The sequence below is a fragment of the Paenibacillus sp. J14 genome (genome assembly GCF_000518465.1).
Lineage (GTDB): Bacteria > Bacillota > Bacilli > Paenibacillales > Paenibacillaceae > Fontibacillus > Fontibacillus barengoltzii.
Genome location: NZ_JADQ01000033.1, coordinates 30,739 through 52,256, shown reverse-complemented (window position 1 = coordinate 52,256; position 21,518 = coordinate 30,739). Strand labels below are relative to the sequence as shown.

17 protein-coding genes are annotated in these 21,518 nt (G+C 53.9%); 11 read left to right on the top strand and 6 right to left on the bottom strand.

Annotation, left to right across the window (positions count from 1 at the left end):
- Positions 1-646: 646 nt before the first annotated feature.
- The 6 genes from M891_RS0113690 (at position 647) to M891_RS0113665 (ending at position 8,643) form a co-directional block, all read left to right on the top strand.
- Positions 647-1,675, top strand: a complete 1,029-nt coding sequence (locus M891_RS0113690; RefSeq protein ID WP_028539250.1) for a LacI family DNA-binding transcriptional regulator — start codon at positions 647-649, stop codon at positions 1,673-1,675.
- A gap of 352 nt (positions 1,676-2,027) precedes the next feature.
- Complete coding sequence (locus M891_RS0113685) at positions 2,028-3,449, top strand: ABC transporter substrate-binding protein (RefSeq protein ID WP_028539249.1); 1,422 nt, start codon at positions 2,028-2,030, stop codon at positions 3,447-3,449.
- Between the two features lie 149 nt (positions 3,450-3,598).
- Positions 3,599-4,684 carry a carbohydrate ABC transporter permease gene (locus M891_RS0113680; protein ID WP_371859495.1) on the top strand — a complete coding sequence of 362 codons (1,086 nt, stop codon included), beginning with the start codon at positions 3,599-3,601 and terminating at the stop codon, positions 4,682-4,684.
- Entirely contained in the window at positions 4,684-5,781 is a 1,098-nt protein-coding gene (locus tag M891_RS0113675; protein WP_028539247.1) for a carbohydrate ABC transporter permease, read from the top strand. Before M891_RS0113680 ends, M891_RS0113675 begins: the two co-directional genes overlap by 1 nt.
- The gene (locus M891_RS23935; RefSeq protein ID WP_051416994.1) at positions 5,778-8,183 is read left to right on the top strand and encodes a glycoside hydrolase family 65 protein; all 2,406 of its coding nucleotides are present in this window, start codon (positions 5,778-5,780) and stop codon (positions 8,181-8,183) included. The genes M891_RS0113675 and M891_RS23935 overlap by 4 nt, the downstream gene beginning before the upstream one ends.
- 268 nt (positions 8,184-8,451) lie before the next feature.
- Positions 8,452-8,643, top strand: a complete 192-nt coding sequence (locus tag M891_RS0113665) for a hypothetical protein (RefSeq protein WP_016313270.1) — start codon at positions 8,452-8,454, stop codon at positions 8,641-8,643.
- 139 nt (positions 8,644-8,782) lie between these two features.
- Here the strand turns inward: M891_RS0113665 and M891_RS0113660 are convergent, their stop codons facing one another.
- From M891_RS0113660 to M891_RS0113645, 4 genes are all read right to left on the bottom strand, one after another.
- Positions 8,783-9,814 carry a Gfo/Idh/MocA family protein gene (locus M891_RS0113660; RefSeq protein ID WP_028539246.1) on the bottom strand — a complete coding sequence of 344 codons (1,032 nt, stop codon included), beginning with the start codon at positions 9,812-9,814 and terminating at the stop codon, positions 8,783-8,785.
- An 18-nt stretch (positions 9,815-9,832) separates the two neighbouring features.
- The gene (locus M891_RS0113655) at positions 9,833-10,942 is read right to left on the bottom strand and encodes a Gfo/Idh/MocA family protein (RefSeq protein ID WP_051416992.1); all 1,110 of its coding nucleotides are present in this window, start codon (positions 10,940-10,942) and stop codon (positions 9,833-9,835) included.
- A gap of 8 nt (positions 10,943-10,950) precedes the next feature.
- The gene (locus M891_RS0113650) at positions 10,951-11,799 is read right to left on the bottom strand and encodes a sugar phosphate isomerase/epimerase family protein (protein WP_028539244.1); all 849 of its coding nucleotides are present in this window, start codon (positions 11,797-11,799) and stop codon (positions 10,951-10,953) included.
- Positions 11,800-11,934: 135 nt separating this feature from the next.
- Positions 11,935-13,101: a Gfo/Idh/MocA family protein gene (locus M891_RS0113645; RefSeq protein WP_028539243.1), complete on the bottom strand. Its 1,167-nt coding sequence runs from the start codon at positions 13,099-13,101 to the stop codon at positions 11,935-11,937.
- 223 nt (positions 13,102-13,324) lie between these two features.
- On the opposite strand from M891_RS0113645, the gene M891_RS0113640 reads away from it, so the two are divergent.
- The 3 genes from M891_RS0113640 to M891_RS0113630 all read left to right on the top strand — a co-directional run bounded on the left by M891_RS0113640 (position 13,325) and on the right by M891_RS0113630 (position 15,730).
- Positions 13,325-14,152 (top strand): AraC family transcriptional regulator, encoded by an 828-nt coding sequence (locus tag M891_RS0113640; protein ID WP_016313265.1) that lies wholly within the window; start codon positions 13,325-13,327, stop codon positions 14,150-14,152.
- 112 nt (positions 14,153-14,264) lie between these two features.
- On the top strand, positions 14,265-15,140 hold the full coding sequence (locus tag M891_RS0113635) for an AraC family transcriptional regulator (RefSeq protein WP_028539242.1): 876 nt from the start codon (positions 14,265-14,267) through the stop codon (positions 15,138-15,140).
- Between the two features lie 101 nt (positions 15,141-15,241).
- On the top strand, positions 15,242-15,730 hold the full coding sequence (locus M891_RS0113630) for a low molecular weight protein-tyrosine-phosphatase (RefSeq protein WP_028539241.1): 489 nt from the start codon (positions 15,242-15,244) through the stop codon (positions 15,728-15,730).
- A gap of 105 nt (positions 15,731-15,835) precedes the next feature.
- Here the strand turns inward: M891_RS0113630 and M891_RS0113625 are convergent, their stop codons facing one another.
- The gene (locus M891_RS0113625) at positions 15,836-16,729 is read right to left on the bottom strand and encodes a carbohydrate ABC transporter permease (protein ID WP_028539240.1); all 894 of its coding nucleotides are present in this window, start codon (positions 16,727-16,729) and stop codon (positions 15,836-15,838) included.
- Positions 16,730-16,750: 21 nt separating this feature from the next.
- Positions 16,751-17,722 carry an ABC transporter permease gene (locus M891_RS0113620; RefSeq protein ID WP_028539239.1) on the bottom strand — a complete coding sequence of 324 codons (972 nt, stop codon included), beginning with the start codon at positions 17,720-17,722 and terminating at the stop codon, positions 16,751-16,753.
- Between the two features lie 270 nt (positions 17,723-17,992).
- Between M891_RS0113620 and M891_RS0113615 the strand changes: the two genes are divergently transcribed.
- Positions 17,993-19,600 (top strand): response regulator transcription factor, encoded by a 1,608-nt coding sequence (locus M891_RS0113615; RefSeq protein ID WP_028539238.1) that lies wholly within the window; start codon positions 17,993-17,995, stop codon positions 19,598-19,600.
- A complete protein-coding gene (locus M891_RS0113610; RefSeq protein WP_028539237.1) occupies positions 19,578-21,404 on the top strand; it encodes a cache domain-containing sensor histidine kinase in 1,827 nt (608 codons plus the stop codon). The genes M891_RS0113615 and M891_RS0113610 overlap by 23 nt, the downstream gene beginning before the upstream one ends.
- Positions 21,405-21,518: the final 114 nt, after the last annotated feature.

Here is a 21,518-nt window from a genome sequence, read left to right as displayed (position 1 = left end):
GAACGTGCGTTTCTAGCTTGCAAGGGCTCTCCCTGACGAAGGCATAACATGTGGTAACCAACCCACGGATAGCAGCGTGCCGACCGTCGCTCGCATTTTTGCTCTCGCGCCACGTGCTCAGGCAGANTTAAAACCGAGGGCTTGACAAAAACGTTCATAGCAACGGAATCAGATGACGTTATATGGCTCGAATCGGCTAGTACGGGGGGATTTTATGTCCAATAACGGCCTCACGTTCCGTTAGGCTGGGAAATCTCGCGGGAAATGAACTTTAGCGTCATCTGGTTCCGTTAGAACACAAACGAGGGAGATCCAATAGTCCCAGCAAAGCAATCCCGAAGACATATCACTTTCCCCCCACCCGTTGAAAAAAAGCTCATTGGGGGAGTGCTACTGCTAACAGCACCAGCCGGACTTAACGGGATAATGGCGAGAGAAGAGGCGGACGTACGGATGGTGGATTCAACGGGATAATGGCGAGAAGGGTACGACGTACGGGCTGGTGACTCAACGGGATAATGGTGGAAAAGGGGCAGTACAGGCTTTTGTCACCCTAGGGTTGTAAGCGCTTCAAAAAACTCTTGTCATCCCCAAAGTCCCTTGTTATAATCGCATTGAAAAGCTTTTCAAACCGAGGATGCCAACGATGAACAAAAACAAAAGCAAACCAACGATCCGTGATGTTGCTAAAAAGGCGGGGGTCTCCATCAGTACGGTTTCGCGCGTCATGAACGCGCCGGCTACAGTGGTGGAGAGCAAGCGAAAGCGCGTGCTGGCGGCGATCCAGGAATTGAATTACCAGCCGAACGCTTTTGCCCGCGGACTGATTTACAAGAAGTCTTTTACCTTAGGATTGTTAATTCCCGATATTGAGAACATGTATTACGCGGGAATGATCCGGGGAATGCAGGATGCCTGCAACAAACTGGGGTACAGCCTGATGATCTGCAACACGGACCGTGATAAGGAGCGGATGTTGTCGTATATCGATACGTTTCATGAGAAGCAGGTGGATGGGATCGTATTTGCGAGCGACAAAATGTTTCCGGAGTACTACGAGAAACTGCTCGGTTGCCGCATCCCTTGTGTCATGGTGTCATCCCATTCGGACGAATACGATATTCCGTGCGTCGAAGTTGACGATGAGGCTGCAGCTTATGACGCAGCCGTTTACCTTATCGAGCTTGGTCATCGCCAAATCGGTATGATTGGCTTTAATCACGACAATTCCATTTCTGGCCCGCCGCGATTCGCCGGGTTTGTTCGGGCCATGAGGGAATACGGACTGACATCGAATATTGAACACGTGAAATTTGCCAGTCACTATTTTGAGCATGCGTATCAGGCGGCACACGAGCTGTTTACTGAGCATCCTGATTTGACCGCGGTGTTCTGCGTAGCCGACGAATTTGCCATGGGGACGATTTCGTATCTTCGAGACCGACACATTCTCGTCCCGGGGCAGGTGTCCGTCATTGGCTTTGACAATCACCGAATGGCAAGCATGTATATTCCTAAGCTGACCACGATATCCCAACCTATCTATGATCTTGGCCACCGTGCCGCAGAGAAGCTGCATGAACTGCTAACTACCGGGAGTGTGGCGGTGCCCAGAGAGATTCTCCAACACAAGCTGATCGTCAGAGAATCCTCGCGGGAAAGAGCCACGATTTAACCAAGTAATTACACACACAACGCAACAAACACACAACGTTACAACATACTCACAACGCAATACAACTCACACAACGCAACACAACACACGTAATAGAAACTACTCACACATTCCAACACCATCACCATGAACAATAGTTGAACAGAATTATGAAAAGCTTTTCAAAAAAACGGAACATTCCGGCTGGGCAGGTCATACATTTATACCAAAATGAAAACGGATACATGCCTATTTTTATCGTTGATTGTTGTTGAAAGGCTTGATTAAGGGGGTGATTCGCCGAAAGCGAATAAGGGTCAGTCAGACCTAAGATGGTTGTTCCTAAATCATATCGAAGGGGATGAAAGGGTCAATGAAAAAAAGATCAAAATGGAGTTCTTTATTGCTCGTGAGCGGGTTATCGTTCACACTTCTCCTCAGCGCCTGCGGCGGAGGGAACAATGCGGCAAACAATGAACCGACAGCTCCGGCGAATACGGGGAACACGGAACAGAATACAAATGATACTGCCGCAACCAATGACAGTTCTTCCACTGGCTCTCCGCTCGAGCTGGCGTTGAAAGGTGAATATAAAGGGACGAAAGTGACGATGTTTGGCCCGTTCGTAGATGCTGACCAAGTGAAGTTCGAGACCAGCATCAAAGAGTTTGAAGAGAAAACAGGGATCGATATTCAATACGAGGGCTCCAAAGAGTTCGAAGCGACCATTAACGTCCGTGTAGACGGCGGCAACGCCCCTGACATCGCGGACTTCCCGCAACCGGGTCTGCTGGCTGCCGTGGCCAAGACCGGTAAGGTCATCGATCTGAACAACATTCTCGACCAGGAGAAGCTGAAGGCGAACTACAACCAAAGCTGGCTCGACATGGCGACGATGGAAGATAAGGATGGCAAGCAAATCATGGCGGGCGTTTGGAACCGCAGTAACGTAAAGAGCCTGGTATGGTATCCGAAGAAGCAATTTGAGGAAGCGGGCTATACGATTCCGCAAACTTGGGATGAGCTGATGGCACTAACGGAGCAAATCGCTAAGGATGGCGACACCGCTTGGGGGATTGGTATTGAAAGTGGTGCGGCAACAGGCTGGCCGGCTACCGACTGGGTAGAAGACATCATGCTCCGTACGACTTCGCCGGAAAACTATGATAAATGGGTTAGCGGCGAACTGCCGTTCACTTCCCCTGAAGTGAAGCATGCTGTTGAAGTGATGTCAGAAATCTGGATGAATCCAGATTACGTATACGGCGGCACGAAGTCGATCGTCACGACCGCATTTGGGGATTCGGCGTTGCCGATGTTCGACAACCCGCCGAAAATTTGGCTGCATCGTCAAGCGAACTTTATCACTAGCTTCTTCCCGGAAACGGCGAAGATCGATGAAGACTACGACTGGTTCTACCTGCCGCCGATCGACGAGCAATACGGGAAGCCGGTGCTGGTAGCTGGCGATATCTACGCGATGTTCAACGATCGTCCTGAGGTTCGTGCGGTGATGGAATTCTTTACAACGGGTGAATCGATCAAATCATGGGTACAATCCGGCGGCGTCATCGCTCCGATGAACGATGCTTCGCTTGACTGGTATACTTCCGAGGCCGATCGTCGTATGGCTCAACTTGTGCAAGAAGCGACAACGCTGCGTTTTGACGGCTCTGACCTGATGCCGGGTAAAGTAGGTGCCGGTACCTTCTGGAAAGGCATGACCGACTACGTGAGCGGTACGTCCACACTGGATGAAGCGTTGGCGCAAATTCAGGAAGGCTGGAACAACTAAGTCAATTCTGAACTGCGATCTAAACGATAACTGAAGCACCGCGGAGGGGCGCGCGAGCCGAAACGTGGGTTCCGGCACACACGCCCTTTCCTTTTTCATCCATTAAGCTGGTTCAAGATGTAACGCTCACAAACCATTTAGGAGGGGTCATGATGAGTTCAGAGGCCAAGCGAATCGTCAGCCTGAGGGCCGTGCTCTTCACCCTGATTGTCCTGGTTGCGAATGCTGCCGGACACGGCCTGATCTTCCGCTTCTTCCGCGACTCGACGCTGAATCCGCTGCTGACCGCGATCTTCGCTGTTTTATGGGGCGTGCTCGGCGTGTATTTGCTATTTTATACCTTTAACTGGGCGGTGGAGCAGTATCCGGAGCAAGTGCGGCGGAAGGTGTTGCCGTATATTTTCATCGGTCCGGCCGTAATTTTGCTGGGATGGCTGTTGGTGCTGCCCGCCGTACGGACGTTGTATCTGAGCTTCTTTAACGCTTCGTCGGAGAAATTCGTTGGGCTCGCCAACTATGCGGCGATCTTCACCGATAAGCTGATGGGGACGGCGCTGCGCAACAACCTGTTGTGGGTATTCCTCGGCACGCTTGCTTGCGTCACGCTTGGGCTGTTGATTGCCATCCTTGCCGACCGCAGCAGCTACGAGAAGATTGCCAAGTCGATTATTTTTATGCCGATGGCGATCTCGTTTGTGGCAGCGGGCGTCATCTGGAAGTTCGTTTATTATTATCAGCCCGGTGACCAGCAAATTGGTCTGCTTAACGCTATCGTCACTGCTTTCGGAGGAGAAGCACAAGCCTGGACCAGCATGCTGCAGCCGTGGAACAACCTGTTTCTTATTCTGATCCTGATCTGGATGCAAACCGGGTTCGCCATGGTGATTTTCTCTGCGGCGATCAAAGGCGTTCCGGAGGATATTTTGGAAGCGGCGCGAGTAGACGGGGCCGGTGAGATTAAAATCTTTTTCCAAATCATCATCCCGTATATCTCAGTGACGATCTTGACGGTGACGACAACCATCATCGTGTTTACGCTCAAAATTTTCGACGTAGTCATGGTCATGACGGGCGGACAATACGGGACTGAAGTGGTGGCCACGCAGTTCTATCGGCAATTCTTCATGTACCGTAACTTCGGGTACGGGTCCACGCTGGCGATCGTCTTGCTGATTGCTGTCACACCGGTCATCTTCTTTAATCTGCGGCAGATCCGCAAGCAGGGGGGATTCTAATGGCGGGTACGAAATTGCGTAAGCGCAAACGCGGTAAAACGATCGTTAATCTCGTTCTCGGCCTCATCTGCTTGGTGTGGCTCATCCCGACGCTGGGATTGCTGATCTCATCTTTCCGTCCGGCGGCAGACATCTTGCAAACCGGTTGGTGGAACGTATTCCCGCACAAGGCATGGACGAACGCGGAGACGATTCAGCTTTCCAAAGATATCGATTTGCGTGAACCGATTGAAGTGAACGGGGAAACCTACAGCGACGATGAACTGAAAGCCGGGGTTGTGAAAGACGGACAACGGATGATCTGGGAAAATCGCCGGGCCCGTACGATTAACGTCCAGGAGCAGGGCTGGGAGTTCAAACCGGCGTTGACGTTGGAGAACTATAAAAACGTGCTGTCCGGTAAGGAATACAAGCTGAAGCTCGCCGACGGCAGCGAATCGATTCAGAGAGGGACCGGATTGTCCCAGGCATTCTGGAACACGCTGACGATTGCCGTTCCGGCCACGGTGATTCCGGTGCTAATCGCTTCATTTGCCGCCTATGCGTTTGCTTGGCTGAGATTCCCTGGCCGCAAAACCCTGTTTGTGGTGATCATCGCGATGCTGGTCATTCCGCTGCAGGTTGCGCTGATCCCGGTGCTGAAGGATTATACTGCGCTGGGCTTAAACGGGAGCTATTTGGGGATCTGGCTGGCACATACCGCCTTTGGTTTACCGCTTGTCACGTACTTTATGTATAACTTTATCAGCCAGTTGCCCAAAGATTTGTTTGAGTCGGCCTTTATCGATGGGGCGAGTCATTTTACGATCTTCTCCCGGCTCATCCTGCCGTTGTCGGTGCCGGCGCTCGCTTCGATCGGGATCTTCCAGTTCCTGTGGGTCTGGAACGACTATCTGGTATCGCTGATTTTTATCGGCAACCAGCCGAGCGTACAGGTGATGTCGATGAAGATCGCAGATCTCGTAGGTTCAAGAGGCAACGACTGGCATTTGCTGACGTCCGCCGCGTTTATTTCAATGCTGATGCCGCTCGCGATCTTCTTCCTCCTGCAGAAGTACTTTGTTAGAGGGCTGATGGGAGGCTCGGTGAAAGGATGAACGAGCAGTCAAATGAGCTTACGGAGAATCTGTCTCCCGATCCGGAGTGGAATCTGGTCGAGGAGGCTTACGACGAGAAAGACAATCAGCGCATGGAGAGCTTGTTTTCCTTAGGCAATGGATATTTTGGAATGCGCGGTTATTTTGAGGAGGGGTACCACGGTAAGAAAGGAGCCTCGGTGCGGGGCAACTATGTGAACGGATTTTATGATACCGCACCGATCCATTATCCGGAGGGGGCGTACGGGTATCCGACCGAAGGCCAGGCAATGCTGAATGTGACGGACGCCGGGATTATCCGGCTGACTGTGGAAGGCGAATCTTTTCATCTGAACCGGGGACAGGTGCAGGTTTACCGAAGAGTGTTGGATATGCAAAACGGTGTGTTGCACAGGCTGGTGGAATGGGAATCCCCAGCCGGACACCGCGTGCGGATTGAGATCCACCGCCTGGTGTCGTTAACTCATCGGCACCTGGCGGCGATCCACTATGAGGTGACGGCGCTAAACTTCGCCGGCACCGTCTCGATCTGCTCGGCGATGGACGGAGACATCGCCGAGGCGGAAGGGGCGGAGGACCGGGGCGGGGACCCCCGCCTGGGGGCGCGCCGCACGGAGCCCAGCCTCCTGTTCGAGGAGGCGGGGAGCGACGGGCGCGGCGGCGGCTGGCTGAAGCAGCGCACGCGGCGCAGCCGCTTCGCGCTGCTGACGGCGGTGAGCCATCAGCTGGAGCTGCCGCCGTCAGCCGCGTTCGGCCTGTCGGAGCAGCAAGACGGGCCGTGGTTTTCGGTGCAGTACGACGTGTCGCTGCGCCAAGGGGAGAAGGTGTCGCTGAGCAAGTTCATCAGCGTTCATACGTCCCGGGATACCCGGGAGGAAGAGCTGCGGATGCGAAGCGCGGAAGAGCTGCGCTTGGCCGTCAGCCGCGGCTTTGACGGACTGGCCAAGGAGCAGCGCGCTTACCTGGACACGTTCTGGCACCGCGCCGACGTGGAAATTGCCGGCGATCCCGCGCTCCAGCAGGGGCTGCGGTTTAACGCGTTTGGCCTGCTGCAGTCGGCCGGTCGCGACGGCAGAACCAGCATGGCCGCGAAGGGGCTCACCGGCGAAGGGTACGAAGGGCATTATTTCTGGGATACTGAAATGTACGTGTTGCCCTTCTTCACTTTCACGACGCCGGAGATCGGCCGGGCCTTGCTGGAGTTCCGTTACCGCACGCTGGAGCAAGCGCGGCAGCGGGCGCAGGTGATGTCGCAGCGGGGCGCGCTGTATCCGTGGCGAACAATCGGCGGCGAAGAGAACTCCGCCTATTTCCCGGCGGGCACCGCCCAGGCGCATATTAACGCCGATATCGCGTACGGCATCCGCCAATACGTCCAGGCGACGGGGGACGAGGATTTTCTCGTGCGCCAAGGCGCGGAAATCCTGTTCGAGACGTCGCGGTTCTGGGTGGATCTGGGCCATTATAACCCGGCCCGTGGCGGCGCCTTCTGCATCGACGGCGTGACCGGGCCGGATGAGTATACCGCGTTGGTGAACAACAACGCCTATACAAATCTCATGGCCCGCGAGCACCTGCGGTATGCCTGTGAGACGGCGAAGCTGCTGCGCGAGCGATACCCTATGGAATACGCCCGGCTGGCGCGGAAGATCGGTCTTACCGAGGAGGAACTCCGCGAGTGGCAGCGGGCGGCGGACAAGATGTACGTCCCGTATGATTCGGAATTGGGGATATACGCGCAGGATGATACATTTTTGTCCAAGCAGAAATGGGATTTCGCTGGCACGCCACCCGAAAAATATCCATTGCTGCTCCACTATCACCCGCTTGTGATTTACCGCCATCAGGTGCTGAAGCAGGCGGATCTGGTGATGGTGTTGTTTTTGCTGAGCGAGCAGTTTTCGACCGAGGAGAAAATCCGCAACTATCGGTATTACGAACCGCTGACCACGCATGATTCGTCGCTGTCGCCATGCATCCATAGCATCGTTGCCGCCGAGATTGGCGATCTGAAGGCGGCTTACGACTACTTCAGCCGGACGGTGCGGATGGATCTCGATGACGTGAACGGCAATGCCAAAGACGGCTTGCATACCGCAGCGATGGCGGGTTCATGGATGGCGGTGGTGAACGGGTTTGGCGGGATGCGGTTAGTTGGCGGCGAGTTAAGCTTTCATCCAGTGTTGCCACCGCCATGGAGCAGCTGCCGGTTTAAAGTGATGTATCGGGGGCAGCTGTTGGAAGTATTCTTCGACCGGGAACAGGTCGTGTACACGCTGCGCGAAGGAGAGGGGCTTGTGATTCGGCACGAAGGAGAACCGATGTCGATTCACTCCGGAGAAGCTGTTCGACGTACGTTGGCGGCGAATCATCCCTCCTCTGGCGGCCACCTGGTCAGTTAACGGAGCGTCAAATCTACCGATTGAATTCGGCATTTAGCTCAATAAAATCGCTGGCGTGTGGAAACGCCGTGAACATAAGCGACCCCTTTGCATAAAACAAAGGTGGCCGCTTTTATTTTGCATGGCAGAAGGGAGGAAAAAAGAACTTAAGGTGTTTTGTACCCTGACGCAGCGATAACTGCGGCGTTATGATAGGGAAGGATCAAGCTGGAAGGGTTGATCCAATGTTGGAGATCTTTAACTCATGATGAATAGGAGGTGGAGCACGATGTATCTCAACAATTTAGACATTGCGAAGCAGCATATTCGGGACCTTAGTCAGGAGTTGGATCGTTGCTTGCTGGCTGAGCAAATCCGGCGCAGGGAGCGGGAGAAGCCCAAAAATGAGCGGACCAAAGTCCCCATAGGTTTCAACTCGGTACTGGTTACCATCCTCACCAGGATGAGAAAGCGGCTGTAACCTCGAACCCTCCCTCCGACAAGTCCCCCATTTTAGAAAAGGCCGCCCCTCGTAAGGAACGGTCCTTCGCTTCGCAACGTTTTTATCTAATTATCCGTTGGTGTATGTCGTAAGTTCCCGGTTCTGACGTTACTAGTGTTCATCTGGATTTCCGCGTCCGAGAGGACTGATATAGCTCTGTGATGAGCCGCAGCGACTTGAGGCCTTCTTCGCCGTCAATCGCAAAGCGAGTTCCTGTTCGGACGCGGTCGTAAAAGTCGGCAATTAACAACCGATGGCTGGAGCCCCAGTAGGATTTACCGATGATTTGTCCTGAGTCATTCAGGTTCGTCGGCGGTTCGCACACCAGGCTCTCCCGACCGCCCTGGGTTAAATACAGGCAATCGTCCCGCTGCCGCAGCGTGCCGCCTTCAAACACCAGCTCCAGTTCAACCGGGGAATTGGTGAGATACGCGTTGGTGGCGTAAAACAACCCGCGAACACCGTTCGCAAACAGGAGTCGGGCATGCGCCGTATCCTCCACTTCGATCACATCCCCAAGGGCGTCGGCGGTGACGCTGCCCTGGATGGAGAGAACTTCACCGCCGAACCATTGGAGCAGGTCAAGCGTATGGATCGCCTGGTTGATCAACACACCGCCGCCTTCCGTCGACCAGCGGCCTCGCCATGGGCTGTCGGTGTAATAGGCTTCGTCCCGCTGCCAGGTGACGATGCCCTTCAGACAGATGAGCCGGCCCAGCGTGTTTGATTCCAGGAATTCGCGGATTTTTTGGGACGAGGCATTATAACGATTCTGAAAAACAACGCCCAGCTGCGCCTCGCTGCGCCGAGCTTCTGCCACCAGGTTCTCCGCCGCTTGCAAAGCGTGGGCGAGCGGTTTTTCCGTCAGCACATGTTTGCCGGCGCGGAGCAGCTGCGTCGCCATTTCCGCATGCAGGTGGTGAGGTGTACAGAGGTGGACGACTTGAATATCGTCACGTTCCAGCAAGGTCAGGTAATCACTTGCAGCTTCACAGGAAAATGTCGCTGCGGCCTGCTCTGCCTTGGCGGGATCGCGGTCGACAACCATTTTCAGCTTCACGCCGTCAAGTTGCTGTAACGCCTCGGCATGCAGCGGGAAAATCGCACCGCAGCCAATAATCGCCGCGCCGATCGGTTCTTGCATCGTCATGTATGGTCCCTTCCTGTCCTAGTATGTTGGGGTGACACGAAGTGCCTGCTGTTGAGCTTTCAGACACAGCTCTGCGGCTTTGAAGGCGTGCTCCTGGGTCATGGCATTTTCTGTGCGGTTCAGGCAATCCAGAATCAGCTCGCCAAAGAACGGATAGCCGACTTGCCCGCGGACGGCAAAATGCTGCTCCCCGTCCTGATTCACCAGGTAGACATGGTCGCCTTCCGCATCCCGGGCCAGGTCGACGTATTTGCGCAGCTCGATATATCCTTCGGTGCCCAAGATGAACGTCCGCCCGTCTCCCCAGGTGCTGAGGCCGTCCGGGGTAAACCAGTCCACGCGAAAATATTGCGTCGCCCCGTTATCCCCAACCAATGTCGCGTCGCCGAAATCCTCCAGCTCGGGGTATTCGGGATGGTGGTAGTTGGCTACCTTGCTGTGTAACACTTGGGCATCCTTGCACCCGGTGTAGAACAGAAACTGCTCGATTTGATGGCTGCCGATGTCGCAAAGGATTCCTCCATATTTTTCCTTCTGAAAAAACCACTCCGGCCGCGAACCCGCATTCAGCCGGTGCGGACCAAACCCGGTTACCTGCAGTACGCGCCCAATTGCTCCTTGCTGTACGAGCTGACCGGCATACACGGCGGATTCCACGTGGAGGCGTTCGCTGTAATAGACCATATGTTTGCGTCTGGTTTCGCGTACCTTCTGACGCGCCGCTTCCAGCTGGTCCAGGCGGGTGAACGGGGTCTTATCGGTAAAATAATCCTTCCCGGCGTCCATCACCCTGAGCCCGAGCGGACCACGTTCCGACGGCACCGCTGCTGCAGCGACGAGCCGCACTTCGGGATCGGAGAGGATCTGCTCTAGACTGTCTGCCCGGGCAGCTTGCGGGTACTGCTCCACGAACGCTTGGACTTTGGCCGGGTCGGGATCGTACACCCACTTTAAGGTCGCACCGGCTTCGATCAAGCCGCCGGTCATGCCGTAAATATGCCCGTGATCGAGGTGCACCGCAGCAAAGATGAATTCACCGGGTTTCACGACGGCATTGGGACGTCCCTTTGGCGCATAGTTCATTCCGTCTTTCGCTTGAAAAGAAGGTGTCTGTTGTTGTGCATTCATCGTTAGCCTTACATCCTTTCGTGGATAAACTCGGCAAACTGGCGGAGCATTTCCTTCGACTCGTAGTGACCGCTGAAATCCTCGATTCCGAGGTAGCCGTCGTAGCCAACGGATTTCAGGTCTTGGAGCAGACGGCGGTAATCGACCACGCCGCCCGCCAGAGGTGACCACTCGCAGCGCCATGCTGCAGTGCCGTCTTCGCGTTTGCCGGTCTGTGACCAGGCGGCGTTCTTGACGTGAACATGGGCGAGATAGGGGCCTAGCAGCTCCAGTCCCATTTTGAATTGCTCATACCCTTCGTGCACCATGTTGCCTGGATCATACAGGACGCCGATCTGATCAGGATGGCAGTGGCTGACCAGACGATAGGCCAGACTGGCGCTCGGTGCGATCGTCAGATGATGCGTTTCCACAACCCCTTTGACACCGTATTGCTTAGCTAGGCGCTCGGCTTCCTTCAGGTAGCGCACGGTCTTCTCGTATAACTCGGGATAGGGGGTGGTGCCGTCATATCCGGCCGCGCCGACGCGGATCATTTTGGCGCCGAGCAGACGGGCGACAGAGAACACCCGCTCCGTCTCCTCCAGATCCAGCGAGTTTAAATAAGGTGTGATGCTGGCGACCTCCAGTCCTTCAGCTTCGGTGATCCGTTTGAAACGGAGCAGCTGCTCTTCGGAGGAAGACGGATCGATCGAGCACAAATTGTTGCGCCAGTACGAGGGTTTTTCGCCAGCGACTTCGGCGGGAACCTCCTTGAAACGCCACTCTACGCCGTGGAGCCCGGCTTCGCGCGCGGCCTGCACCAGCTCCTCCGGCGTCAAATCCGGGGTAGACACGGTAAATACGGACAATTTCATGGGTATCGCTCCTCCTTGAAATTCCTGATTGCTTGTTCGCTCCAGCGCCAGATTACAGCGCCCCGATACGTCCCATGGCGCTGACATGCAGCCTCAGAGCGTTCCGGAAACGTGCCGATGTAACTCCGCACCGCCTTAGTGCGTGCCCGACACGTCCAGCACCTTGCCGCTGCCGCCTTCCTTGCGGAACGAGGAGGTGCGGATCTTCTCCTGGAGCTTGGCGTAGAACAGATCCTCGTCCAGCGGCAGCTCCACCCAGTCGTCCGTCCAGGCCGACAGGTGCATGGCGTTGGAGAGCGTCAGGCCGAGGATGCCATCCTCACCAGGGGCAAGCAGCTTCTCACCGTACAGCAACGCGTTCGTGAAGTTCTGCAAAATCCCCTTATGCTGCGGGCCATCGCCGCCGCTGACCGGGATTTCGCATTTCCAGCATTCCGGCTGTCCGAAACCGCCGGTATATTCCGCGTTAAACTTCGGCTCAGGCACGCGCAACCGCCAGAACGTGAGCTTGCCATCCTCCACGACGATTTTGCCGTTGTCGCCGGTCAGCTCGAAGCGGTTCGTCCCCGGGGCTTCGCCGGTTGTGGTGACGAACAGGCCGGTGGCGCCGTTTTCGTATTCTACATAAGCGGTCACATCGTCCTCGACTTCGATATTGCGGTATTTGCCGAAGTGGCAAAACGCACGTACCCGCTTCGGCATCATCCCGGTCGTCCACTGCCAAAGATCAAGCTGGTGCGGGTCCTGATTCAGCAGCACGCCGCCGCCTTCTCCAGCCCAAGTGGCGCGCCAACCGCCGGAGTCGTAATAGCTTTGCGAGCGGTACCAGTTCGTGATGATCCAGTTCGTGCGGCGGATCGTCCCCAGCTCCCCGGACAATACAAGGTCCCGCAGCTTTGCGTACAGCGGATTCGTACGCTGATTGTACATAATGCCGAACTGCTTCCCAGACTTCGCCGCCGCTTCATTCATCTCGCGAACCGCTCTGGTATACACGCCGGCGGGCTTCTCCACCAGCACATGGTAACCGCTCTCAAAAGCTTGCACCGCCAGTGTCGGATGATCATAATGCGGCGTAGCGATCAGCACGGTATCCATCGCGCCCGAAGCCAACAGCGCTTCCGGGGTATCGAAGGTCTGTACCGTCTCCGGCAGATGCTCCTTCGCCCACTTCAAGCGGTCGGGGTTCGTGTCGCATACGGCGGTCAATTCCGCCCCCCGAATCTCGCCGCTGCTGAGGTTGAGTGCATGGGACGTTCCCATATTGCCGATGCCAATGATCGCGAAACGTACTTTGTCCATGTAATCCTCCCTTTTTACCTTCATTAAACTCCTGTTCTGTCAGCTTCTAGGTAGTCCTGTCGCTCTTAGCTTAGCTTGAATCGGAAGGGTTGAGAATGGCACGAATTAAGGCGGTTTTGCACAAAATTAAGGTGTATTCGATAAATAACGCTGATACAATAGGATAAGAATCTTTCGAATTGAAAAGGCTTACAGTGAGACGGAGGGGAGGAGGAAGAAGGCGATGAATGAAATAGACCAGTTGGCAGGGCGTTTGCCCGAGAGCTTAACCGTCACCGTGACGCATGCGCAGCTGAGAAGCGGCTTTCCTGGTTGGAACCGGACGGAGCTGGCCCCCAGCTTTAATCGGCTGTATTTTATCGCCGAGGGGGAAGGGTCAGTCATCATCAACGGGGAGACGTATTATCCCCGGCCAGGGCAGCTGATGATCATGCCGGCGGGAAGCAGTCAAACGACGTTTACGAACCCGGAAAATCCTTATACCCGATATTTCTGTCACTTCGATGCTCAGGTGGGGGAATGGCCGCTGTTTCATGCCAGCAGCAAGTTGTATATCAGCGATGCCGGCAATCCCGAGGAGGTCCAAGCGACCTTCGAGGAGCTCATTCACCAGTTTCAGTCCGGAGGGCCCTTTGCCGGGTTGCGAATGCAAGCTTGTCTGCTGAATCTGCTGGCCTGCTGCCTGGAGGAAGGCGGTTATCATGATTATTTGAAGGACTATATGCAGTTTACAGAACGAAACAAGCTGAACGACGTGTTGAGATACATCCAGGAGCATCTGCACGAGCCGATCGAAATCGAGACTTTGGCTGACCTGGTGCATTTGCATCCGAACTATTTTATTCCTTATTTCAAAAAAATCATGGGAGTTACCCCGATGCACTATGTGCAGCGCAAACGGATGGAGGAAGCCAAACGGCTGTTGACCTATACGGATGACAGCATCGCCGACATCGCTGACCGGCTGGGCATGCAGCTGGCGCATTTTTCCCGCCAGTTTAAGAGTCATGCCGGGATATCACCCACGGCTTATCGGGCTTGCACGCGGTAATTTGCTCCATTGAACGGCTTCGACAACCAGATCCCCTGCAAAGTTGGTGCACGGAAAGTCGGAAGGGGCCAGAGAACTCTTAGTATGATGGGAACCAGAGGAGGTGCAAACGATGGATACGCTTAAAAACATGAACGATGCGCTAGGCTACATCGAGCGGAATTTAACGGAGGAGATCGATTATGGAGAGGTTGCCCGGATCGCGGTTTGTTCGGAGTACCATTTTAAACGGATGTTCTCGTTCCTGGCCGGGATTCCGTTGACGGAATATATCCGCCGCCGTAGATTAACGCTGGCTGCTTTCGAGCTGCAGCAAGGGCCGGTGCGGGTCATCGACCTCGCGGTGAAGTATGGCTACGGTTCCGCGGATGCTTTTACCCGAGCGTTTCAAGCCATGCATGGCATCACGCCGTCGGAGGCCAGAGATCCGGGAGCGCCGCTAAAAGCTTATCCTCGGATGTCCTTCCAACTCACCATACAAGGAGGAAACGAAATGAATTATCGGATCGTAGATAAGGATGCGTTTCGGATCGTTGGTCTGCATAAGCGGGTGCCGATCCAATTTCACGGGGTGAACCCGCATATCGCAGAAATGGCACAGCAGTTAACCCCGGAGAAAATCGCTGAGTTGAAAGGGTTGTCCAATATCGAACCAACCGGGATCGTCAACGCATCGATCAATTTCTCGGATGGACGCATGGAGGAGCAAGGGGAACTGGATCATTACTTGGGTGTGGCGACAACGCAGCCTGGCCCGGACGGCTATGCTTCGCTGGAGGTGGCTGCTTCGACGTGGGCGGTATTCACTGCCGTCGGCCCGTTCCCGGAGACGCTGCAGAACGTTTGGGGACAGATTTATTCCGAGTGGTTCCCGTCTGCTCATTACGAGTTGGCCGAAGGACCGGAGCTTCTATGGAACGAGAGCCCGGACACGTCGCTGTCCAATTACCGAAGCGAAATCTGGATTCCCGTGGTACGCAAAGGCTGAAGCTTCGACCGGGCTGCGGTTGTCCTTCGGCTTAACCTATAGTACTATCTGCTAAGAGAGTGTTGAACAGATAGGCTATACAGGAAGGAAGAAGGAGAACCATGGATAACGAGAAAAGCAAAGTGGGAGTGTTGTTTGTATGCCTGGGGAACATTTGCCGTTCGCCCATGGCGGAAGCCGTCTTTCGGCATCTGGTGAACGAAGCCGGATACGGCGAACGATTTGTGATCGATTCGGCGGGAACCGGTAACTGGCATACAGGCAATCCTCCGCATCACGGCACGCGCCGCATTTTGGATCAGTACGGCATTTCCTATGAAGGGCTGAAAGCGCGGCAGGTGGCGCAGGACGATTTTGCCAAATTCGACTATATCATTGCGATGGATAACCAGAATGAACGCGATTTGAAGGCGCTGGCCCGTGAGGCCGATGCCCGGATCGTGAAGCTCTTGGATCTGGTGCCGGACTCGCAGTTGAAGGAGGTTCCCGATCCGTATTACACCGGGAACTTTGAAGAGGTTTATGGCCTAGTGCAGAAGGGCTGCCGTGCTTTGCTGGACTTGATTCGGCAGGAGCACGTGCTGGGCTAAGCCCAGATAGGCCTAGGCCTAGAACAGCATAAGCTTCAGAGCCGATCCTATAACACAATAACCCGTCCGGCAAAACGCCGCGACGGGTTTCTTCATTAAATATAGTTAGCTTTTGATCGCGCCCATCATAATCCCTTTGACGAAATATTTTTGCACGAACGGGTACACCATGATGATCGGCAGCGTCGCTACCATCGTAACCGCCATCCGGATGCTTTCGCTGGAGACCGGGATGCGCTTGGCGTTTTGCGCCAGTTGCTGGGCATCGGTCATCATCGCGCCGGTCTGGAACTGGTTCAGGATCTTGACCAGAACGGCCTGCAGCGTCTTGAGCTCCGGTTTATACGTATAGATGTAGGAATCGTACCAAGCGTTCCAGTGGCCGATAGCCAGGAACAAGCCGATGGTCGCCAGTACCGGGACGCACAGCGGGAGCACGATGCGGACGAACACCTGCAAATCGTTGGCGCCGTCGATTTTGGCGGATTCCTCGATTTCACCGGGCAGCTGCTCGATGAAGGTACGTACGAGGATCATCAGGAACACCCCGATCAGCCCCGGGAAAATAAACACCCAAAACGAATCAATTAACCCCAACGCCTTGATCACCATATACGTTGGAATCAAGCCGCCTCCAAAGTACATCGTAAACACAAAGAAGAACGAAAAATACTTCCAGCCAAGCAAATACCGTTTACTTAAAGAGTAAGCCAGCATGGAGATGCAAATGATCGACATCGCGGTCCCGATTCCCGTTCGCAGCGCCGTCACCTGCAGCGCACTCCAGATTTCAGGGTTGCGGAAGATCGTAATATAGCTGGCGGTCGTAAACTCCCGCGGCCAGAAATACAGGTTGCCGCGCAGCGAGTCCGTTGCGTCATTCAGCGAGATGATGAGAATGTTCCAGAACGGATAGAACGTGACGAGAAAAATGCACGTCAGGAACAGGTACAAGGCCGCGTCAAACAGATGCTCGGTCAGCGTTTTTTGGTTTTTCATGCAGTTCCCTCCATGCCAGGTTCAGAATAAGGACTGGCCGTTGATTTTTTTCGCGATTTGGTTGACGATCACCACGATAATAAAAGCGACCACCGAGCTGAACATGCCGACAGCGGAAGCGTAAGAGAACATCCCGTTCTGGATCCCATAGCGGAATGAGTAGGTGGAGAGCACGTCAGAGTAATCCTTCGTCAGATCGTTCCCGAGCAGGAAGTGCTGGTCGAACCCTGCGTTCAGAATGCCGCCCATAGCCAGAATCAGCAGGATGACAATCGTCGGCTTCAGATGCGGGAACGTGATATAGCGGATTTGCTTAAACCGGTTGGCCCCATCCACCTTGGCCGCTTCGTACAATTCCGGGTTGATCGAAGAGATCGCTGCCAAATACATGATCGAGCTGTAGCCCATATCCTTCCAAGTATTGCCCAAGGCAACAATCCACCAGAAATACTTCCCGTTCTGCAGGAACAGGATGCTCTCATCGGTGAGATGGAAGAACTTCAGCAACGCGTTCACGGCACCATCCGAAGACAGCAGCGTTACGATAATGTTGGCCGCGATAACCCAGGAGATGAAATACGGCAAATAGGATGACGTTTGCACGATTTTTTTGAATTGGACGTTCTTGATTTCGTTAATCGCCAGCGCGATCAGGATTGGCATCGGGAATGAGAACAGGAGTGTGATTAACGTCGAAGCCAAGGTGTTGCGCATGATGATCAGGAAATCGCCATTATTGAAAAAATAACGAAACCACTGCAGGCCTACGAATTCACTGTGGAACAGACTGTACCAGAAACGGCCGAGCGTGGGCTGGTAGTTCACGAACGACATATACAACCCGGCCATTGGCGCATAAGCGAACAGGATCGCCCAGATCAGCGCCGGCAGCATGAGGAGAAACAGGTATTTTTGTTGTTTGAAGACGGGCCAAACTTTCCGGCGCGGGAGGTTTAGGTCCGTGCCTTCACGAAGCTTCAAGTCGGTTTGCATAGCGGCACCTCGCATTGGTTTTCTAGTTCAAGTTCAAGTCAGGACGTCCAGCCTATGGCTTAAAAAAATTATAAGACTCCCGAAAAATCCATGTCGATAAAGCAAAACATCGAATCATGCTTGAAAATAACTTTCATGCGTAAGGAGGATTCAGCTCCCGGAGATGTAAGCGCTATAATTGAAGTGGACGCACGAAGTTACAAGTTGAAAGAACCGTCCTCCCAGGACGGTTATCAGGCATAGAAAGACAAACGAAGGGGGCTTGCGGACATGTACAGCATTTTTCTGGTGGACGACGAGGAATTGGAATTGGAAATGATGCGGGACATCATCCGTTGGGAAGAGATGGGGATTTACGTCGCTGGCGTCGGCATCAATGGGAAGGACGCTCAGGAGAAAATCCAAGCCATTCAGCCCGACATCGTGCTGACAGACGTTCAGATGCCCTTCATGGACGGCCTGAAGTTGGCCAAGTGGGTCAGGGAGCAGTATGACTGGATGCAGATCGTGTTTCTGACCGGTCATGACGAGTTTAGTTACGTGAAATCAGCCTTGCACGTCGGAGCAGTAGGTTATTTGCTGAAGCCGCTGGATCTGGAGGAAATTTCCGGTGTGATTGCGCAGGTGAAGCAAAAGTGCGAAGAGGTGCGTTTAAAATATAAATCGGTCCAGATGACCAAAGCCAAGTTGTTGAAGGAGCTGCTTCACGAAAAATCTCTAGTTCGGCAAGAGCAACTCACCGTCGAGCTAGGAAAGTTGGAACGGGGGAGGGGAGCATCCGCTGCTTCCTACACATTGGCGCTCTGCAGTGTGGACCGCTGCGCAAGCGGAAGTATCAACCGCGGGGAGACCGACGTCAGAGGGGAGGCGGGGTCGTTGGAAACGGCGATCTCCCGTCTGCCGGAAGTGTTGGAGGATTATTTTCACGCGATTCGTAAAGACGCGATGGTGGCTACGCTGCAGGAAGGGGAGCTGGCGATCTTTATCGCAGCTGAACCTGAGAGAGGAAGCCAACCCGCTATGACACGAGAGCAGTGGGGGACACTGCAACAGACGGTCCGAGGATTGCTGGGGCTGTCAGTCACGCTCGCCATCAGCAACGAAGCAGCCGAACTTGCCGGTATCGCTCAGCTGTATGAACGGGTGTGCAGCTTAAGGGACGAACGCTTCTTCCTTGGGCCGGGGCAGATTTTATTTGTCGGTGACGTCAAACCGGGGTACCGCTATGGAGAGCTGCCGCCCTTCTCAGAGCAGGCGTGGATGGAGGTGCTGCAGCAACAGCGCAGTGAAGAGGCAGAAGCGATATTGCGTGATTATCTCATGAACGTTCGCCAGCTGCGGATCGATAAATCGCTTGTGTACGAGTGGGCGATCGATTTGTTGGACCGCTTGGAGGAACAGATTCACACTCCGAGCCTAAATTGCCAAGCCGAGCCGGTCAAACGTGCCGCCTTGTACCAATCGGTGTACGACTGCCAAACGTTGCAGGAGATTGAAGCGGCGATTTGGCGGGCGGCAGCCCATTACTTGGAGTTGCTGATGGAGCGGTCCACGGACAAGAACGCCAAGCTGGTACATCAGGTCTGCCAGATCATCGACAATACGTATCATGAGCCGATCACAATTCAAAGCTTATCCAGCCAAGTGTATTTGTCACCGAACTATCTGCGCTCGATCTTCCGGGACAAAACCGGGATGACGATTCATGACTATCTGACTCGCATCCGCCTGGAGAAAGCCAAGGAGATGCTGGCAGATCCATCGCTGAAGGTACAGGATATCGCCCAGAAAATCGGTTACGAGAGCACGTCCTATTTCATTTCCTTATTCGTGAAAAACCAAGGAGTCACGCCAAATGAATATCGAAAAAATCTCTAAAAGGACGAAAGGCATGAACCCGATCACTCGGCGATTGTTCCTGTTCAGGCCCCATTGGTTCGCCAACCTTCGGCTGCGCAATAAGCTGTTTATTATTTTCCTTCTCGTGTCCTTTATCCCGTGCTCCGTGCTGATTTATTATTCCTACACTTCTACGCGGGACACGATTACGGAGCAGACGTACGCTTCGTTAAGCGGGACGTTAAATCAGATCAATACGAACTTGGAGAACCGGCTGGGGTATTACGAGCAGCTGACCAATATTTTGTATATGGATGCGCAGCTGCGGAATTACCTGTCCAATGATTATGAGCAGGCCTTTTATTATATTGATGCCTTCCGCTATATCAATCGGACGATGTCCTCCATGATGATTTCCAATTCTAATCTTCAGGGCATCACCATTTACATCGATAACAAGACGCTCTATTCCGATAAGCAGTACATCCGCTACACCGAGGAACTCCCGGAAAGGGTGAAGCAACAGGCGCTGGACGCGGCCGGAAGTCCGGTCTACACCCATATCGAAGATCCGCAGACCGGGTCGTCCTATGTCACACTGGCCCGTTCGCTGAGCTACTTCAGCTTATCGCAACCGTATGGCATTCTAACGATCAATATCGACGACAAGGAAATCTACTCCCTGATCGAAAAAGAGAACGTCAACAAGAGCGTCTACATCATCGACGAGAACGGCCGCGTGATCAGTTCCGGTGATGCGGCGATGAAGGGCAATCAGCTGTTCGACCTCTATCCGATTCAAGGGGATATAACGTTGTCCAGCGGGAAGTTCGATAAGCGGATTGACGGACAGGAATTGTTTTTTACCTACAAAAAGTTACGTAACGGATGGACGACGGTCATCACCGTTCCCTATGACGAGCTGCTCGCCAATACGAATAAAGCGACCAAACGAATTGTCTGGGTATCGGTCACTGTGATTGCGGTTGCCGCCCTGCTTATTTTTGTGACAGCCAAGGTGATTACGAAACGGATCGAGGGGCTGCTGCAGCAAATCCGCAAGGTAGAGCGGGGGAACTTTCAGGTGCAACGCATGCCGATGGGCAACGATGAAATCGGGCAGCTGTCGTACGCGTTCCAGAAGATGGCGGCGCGTATTCAGGAACTGATTAATGAGGTATACGTGAAGGAAATCGCCGTCAAAGATTCGGAGCTAACGACGCTGCAGGCGCAGATTAATCCGCATTTTTTATACAATACGTTGTCCTCGATCTCTTCGCTGGCATTGAAGGAAGGCAGTATGCAGGTGTACCAGATGGTTAACCATTTATCGAAATATTATCGAATCTCGTTGAACAAGGGCAAACGGGTGGTGTTGCTGGAACAAGAAATCCAGTTGGTCAAAAACTACGTTTCCATCCAGGCGATTCGGTTCCGCGGGATGCTGCATATGCACTACGATTTGGACGAGTCGTTGTTTAACCGCACGGTGATCAAGTTGATTTTGCAGCCATTTATCGAGAACTGCATCAATCACGCGATTTGGAGTGAGTCCGGCATCAACATTATCGTCAAGCTCAAGGCGGAAGGAGAAGATCTTCTGCTGCAGGTCATCGACGACGGACAAGGCATGACCCGCCAGCGGCTGGAGGAGGCGTTTAACAAAGCGAGCAATCAATCCGGCTATGGGATCAAAAATGTAGATGACCGGATCAAACTGGCTTATGGGGAGCGATACGGGGTGGAAATTTTCAGCCGGCTTGGCATCGGGACGAATGTGACGATTCGCCTGCCGTTAAATCCGAATGCGTCCGAGCTGGAAACGCGGCTGAATATAGGCTGATATAGGGGTTCTAACGGAGGGAAGTCGATGAAAGTCGTTTTCCATTATGAATAGTAACTTTACGTTATAGATATCCCGGGGGGCGCTTTTTACAATTGAGGTGAGCTTGAGGTC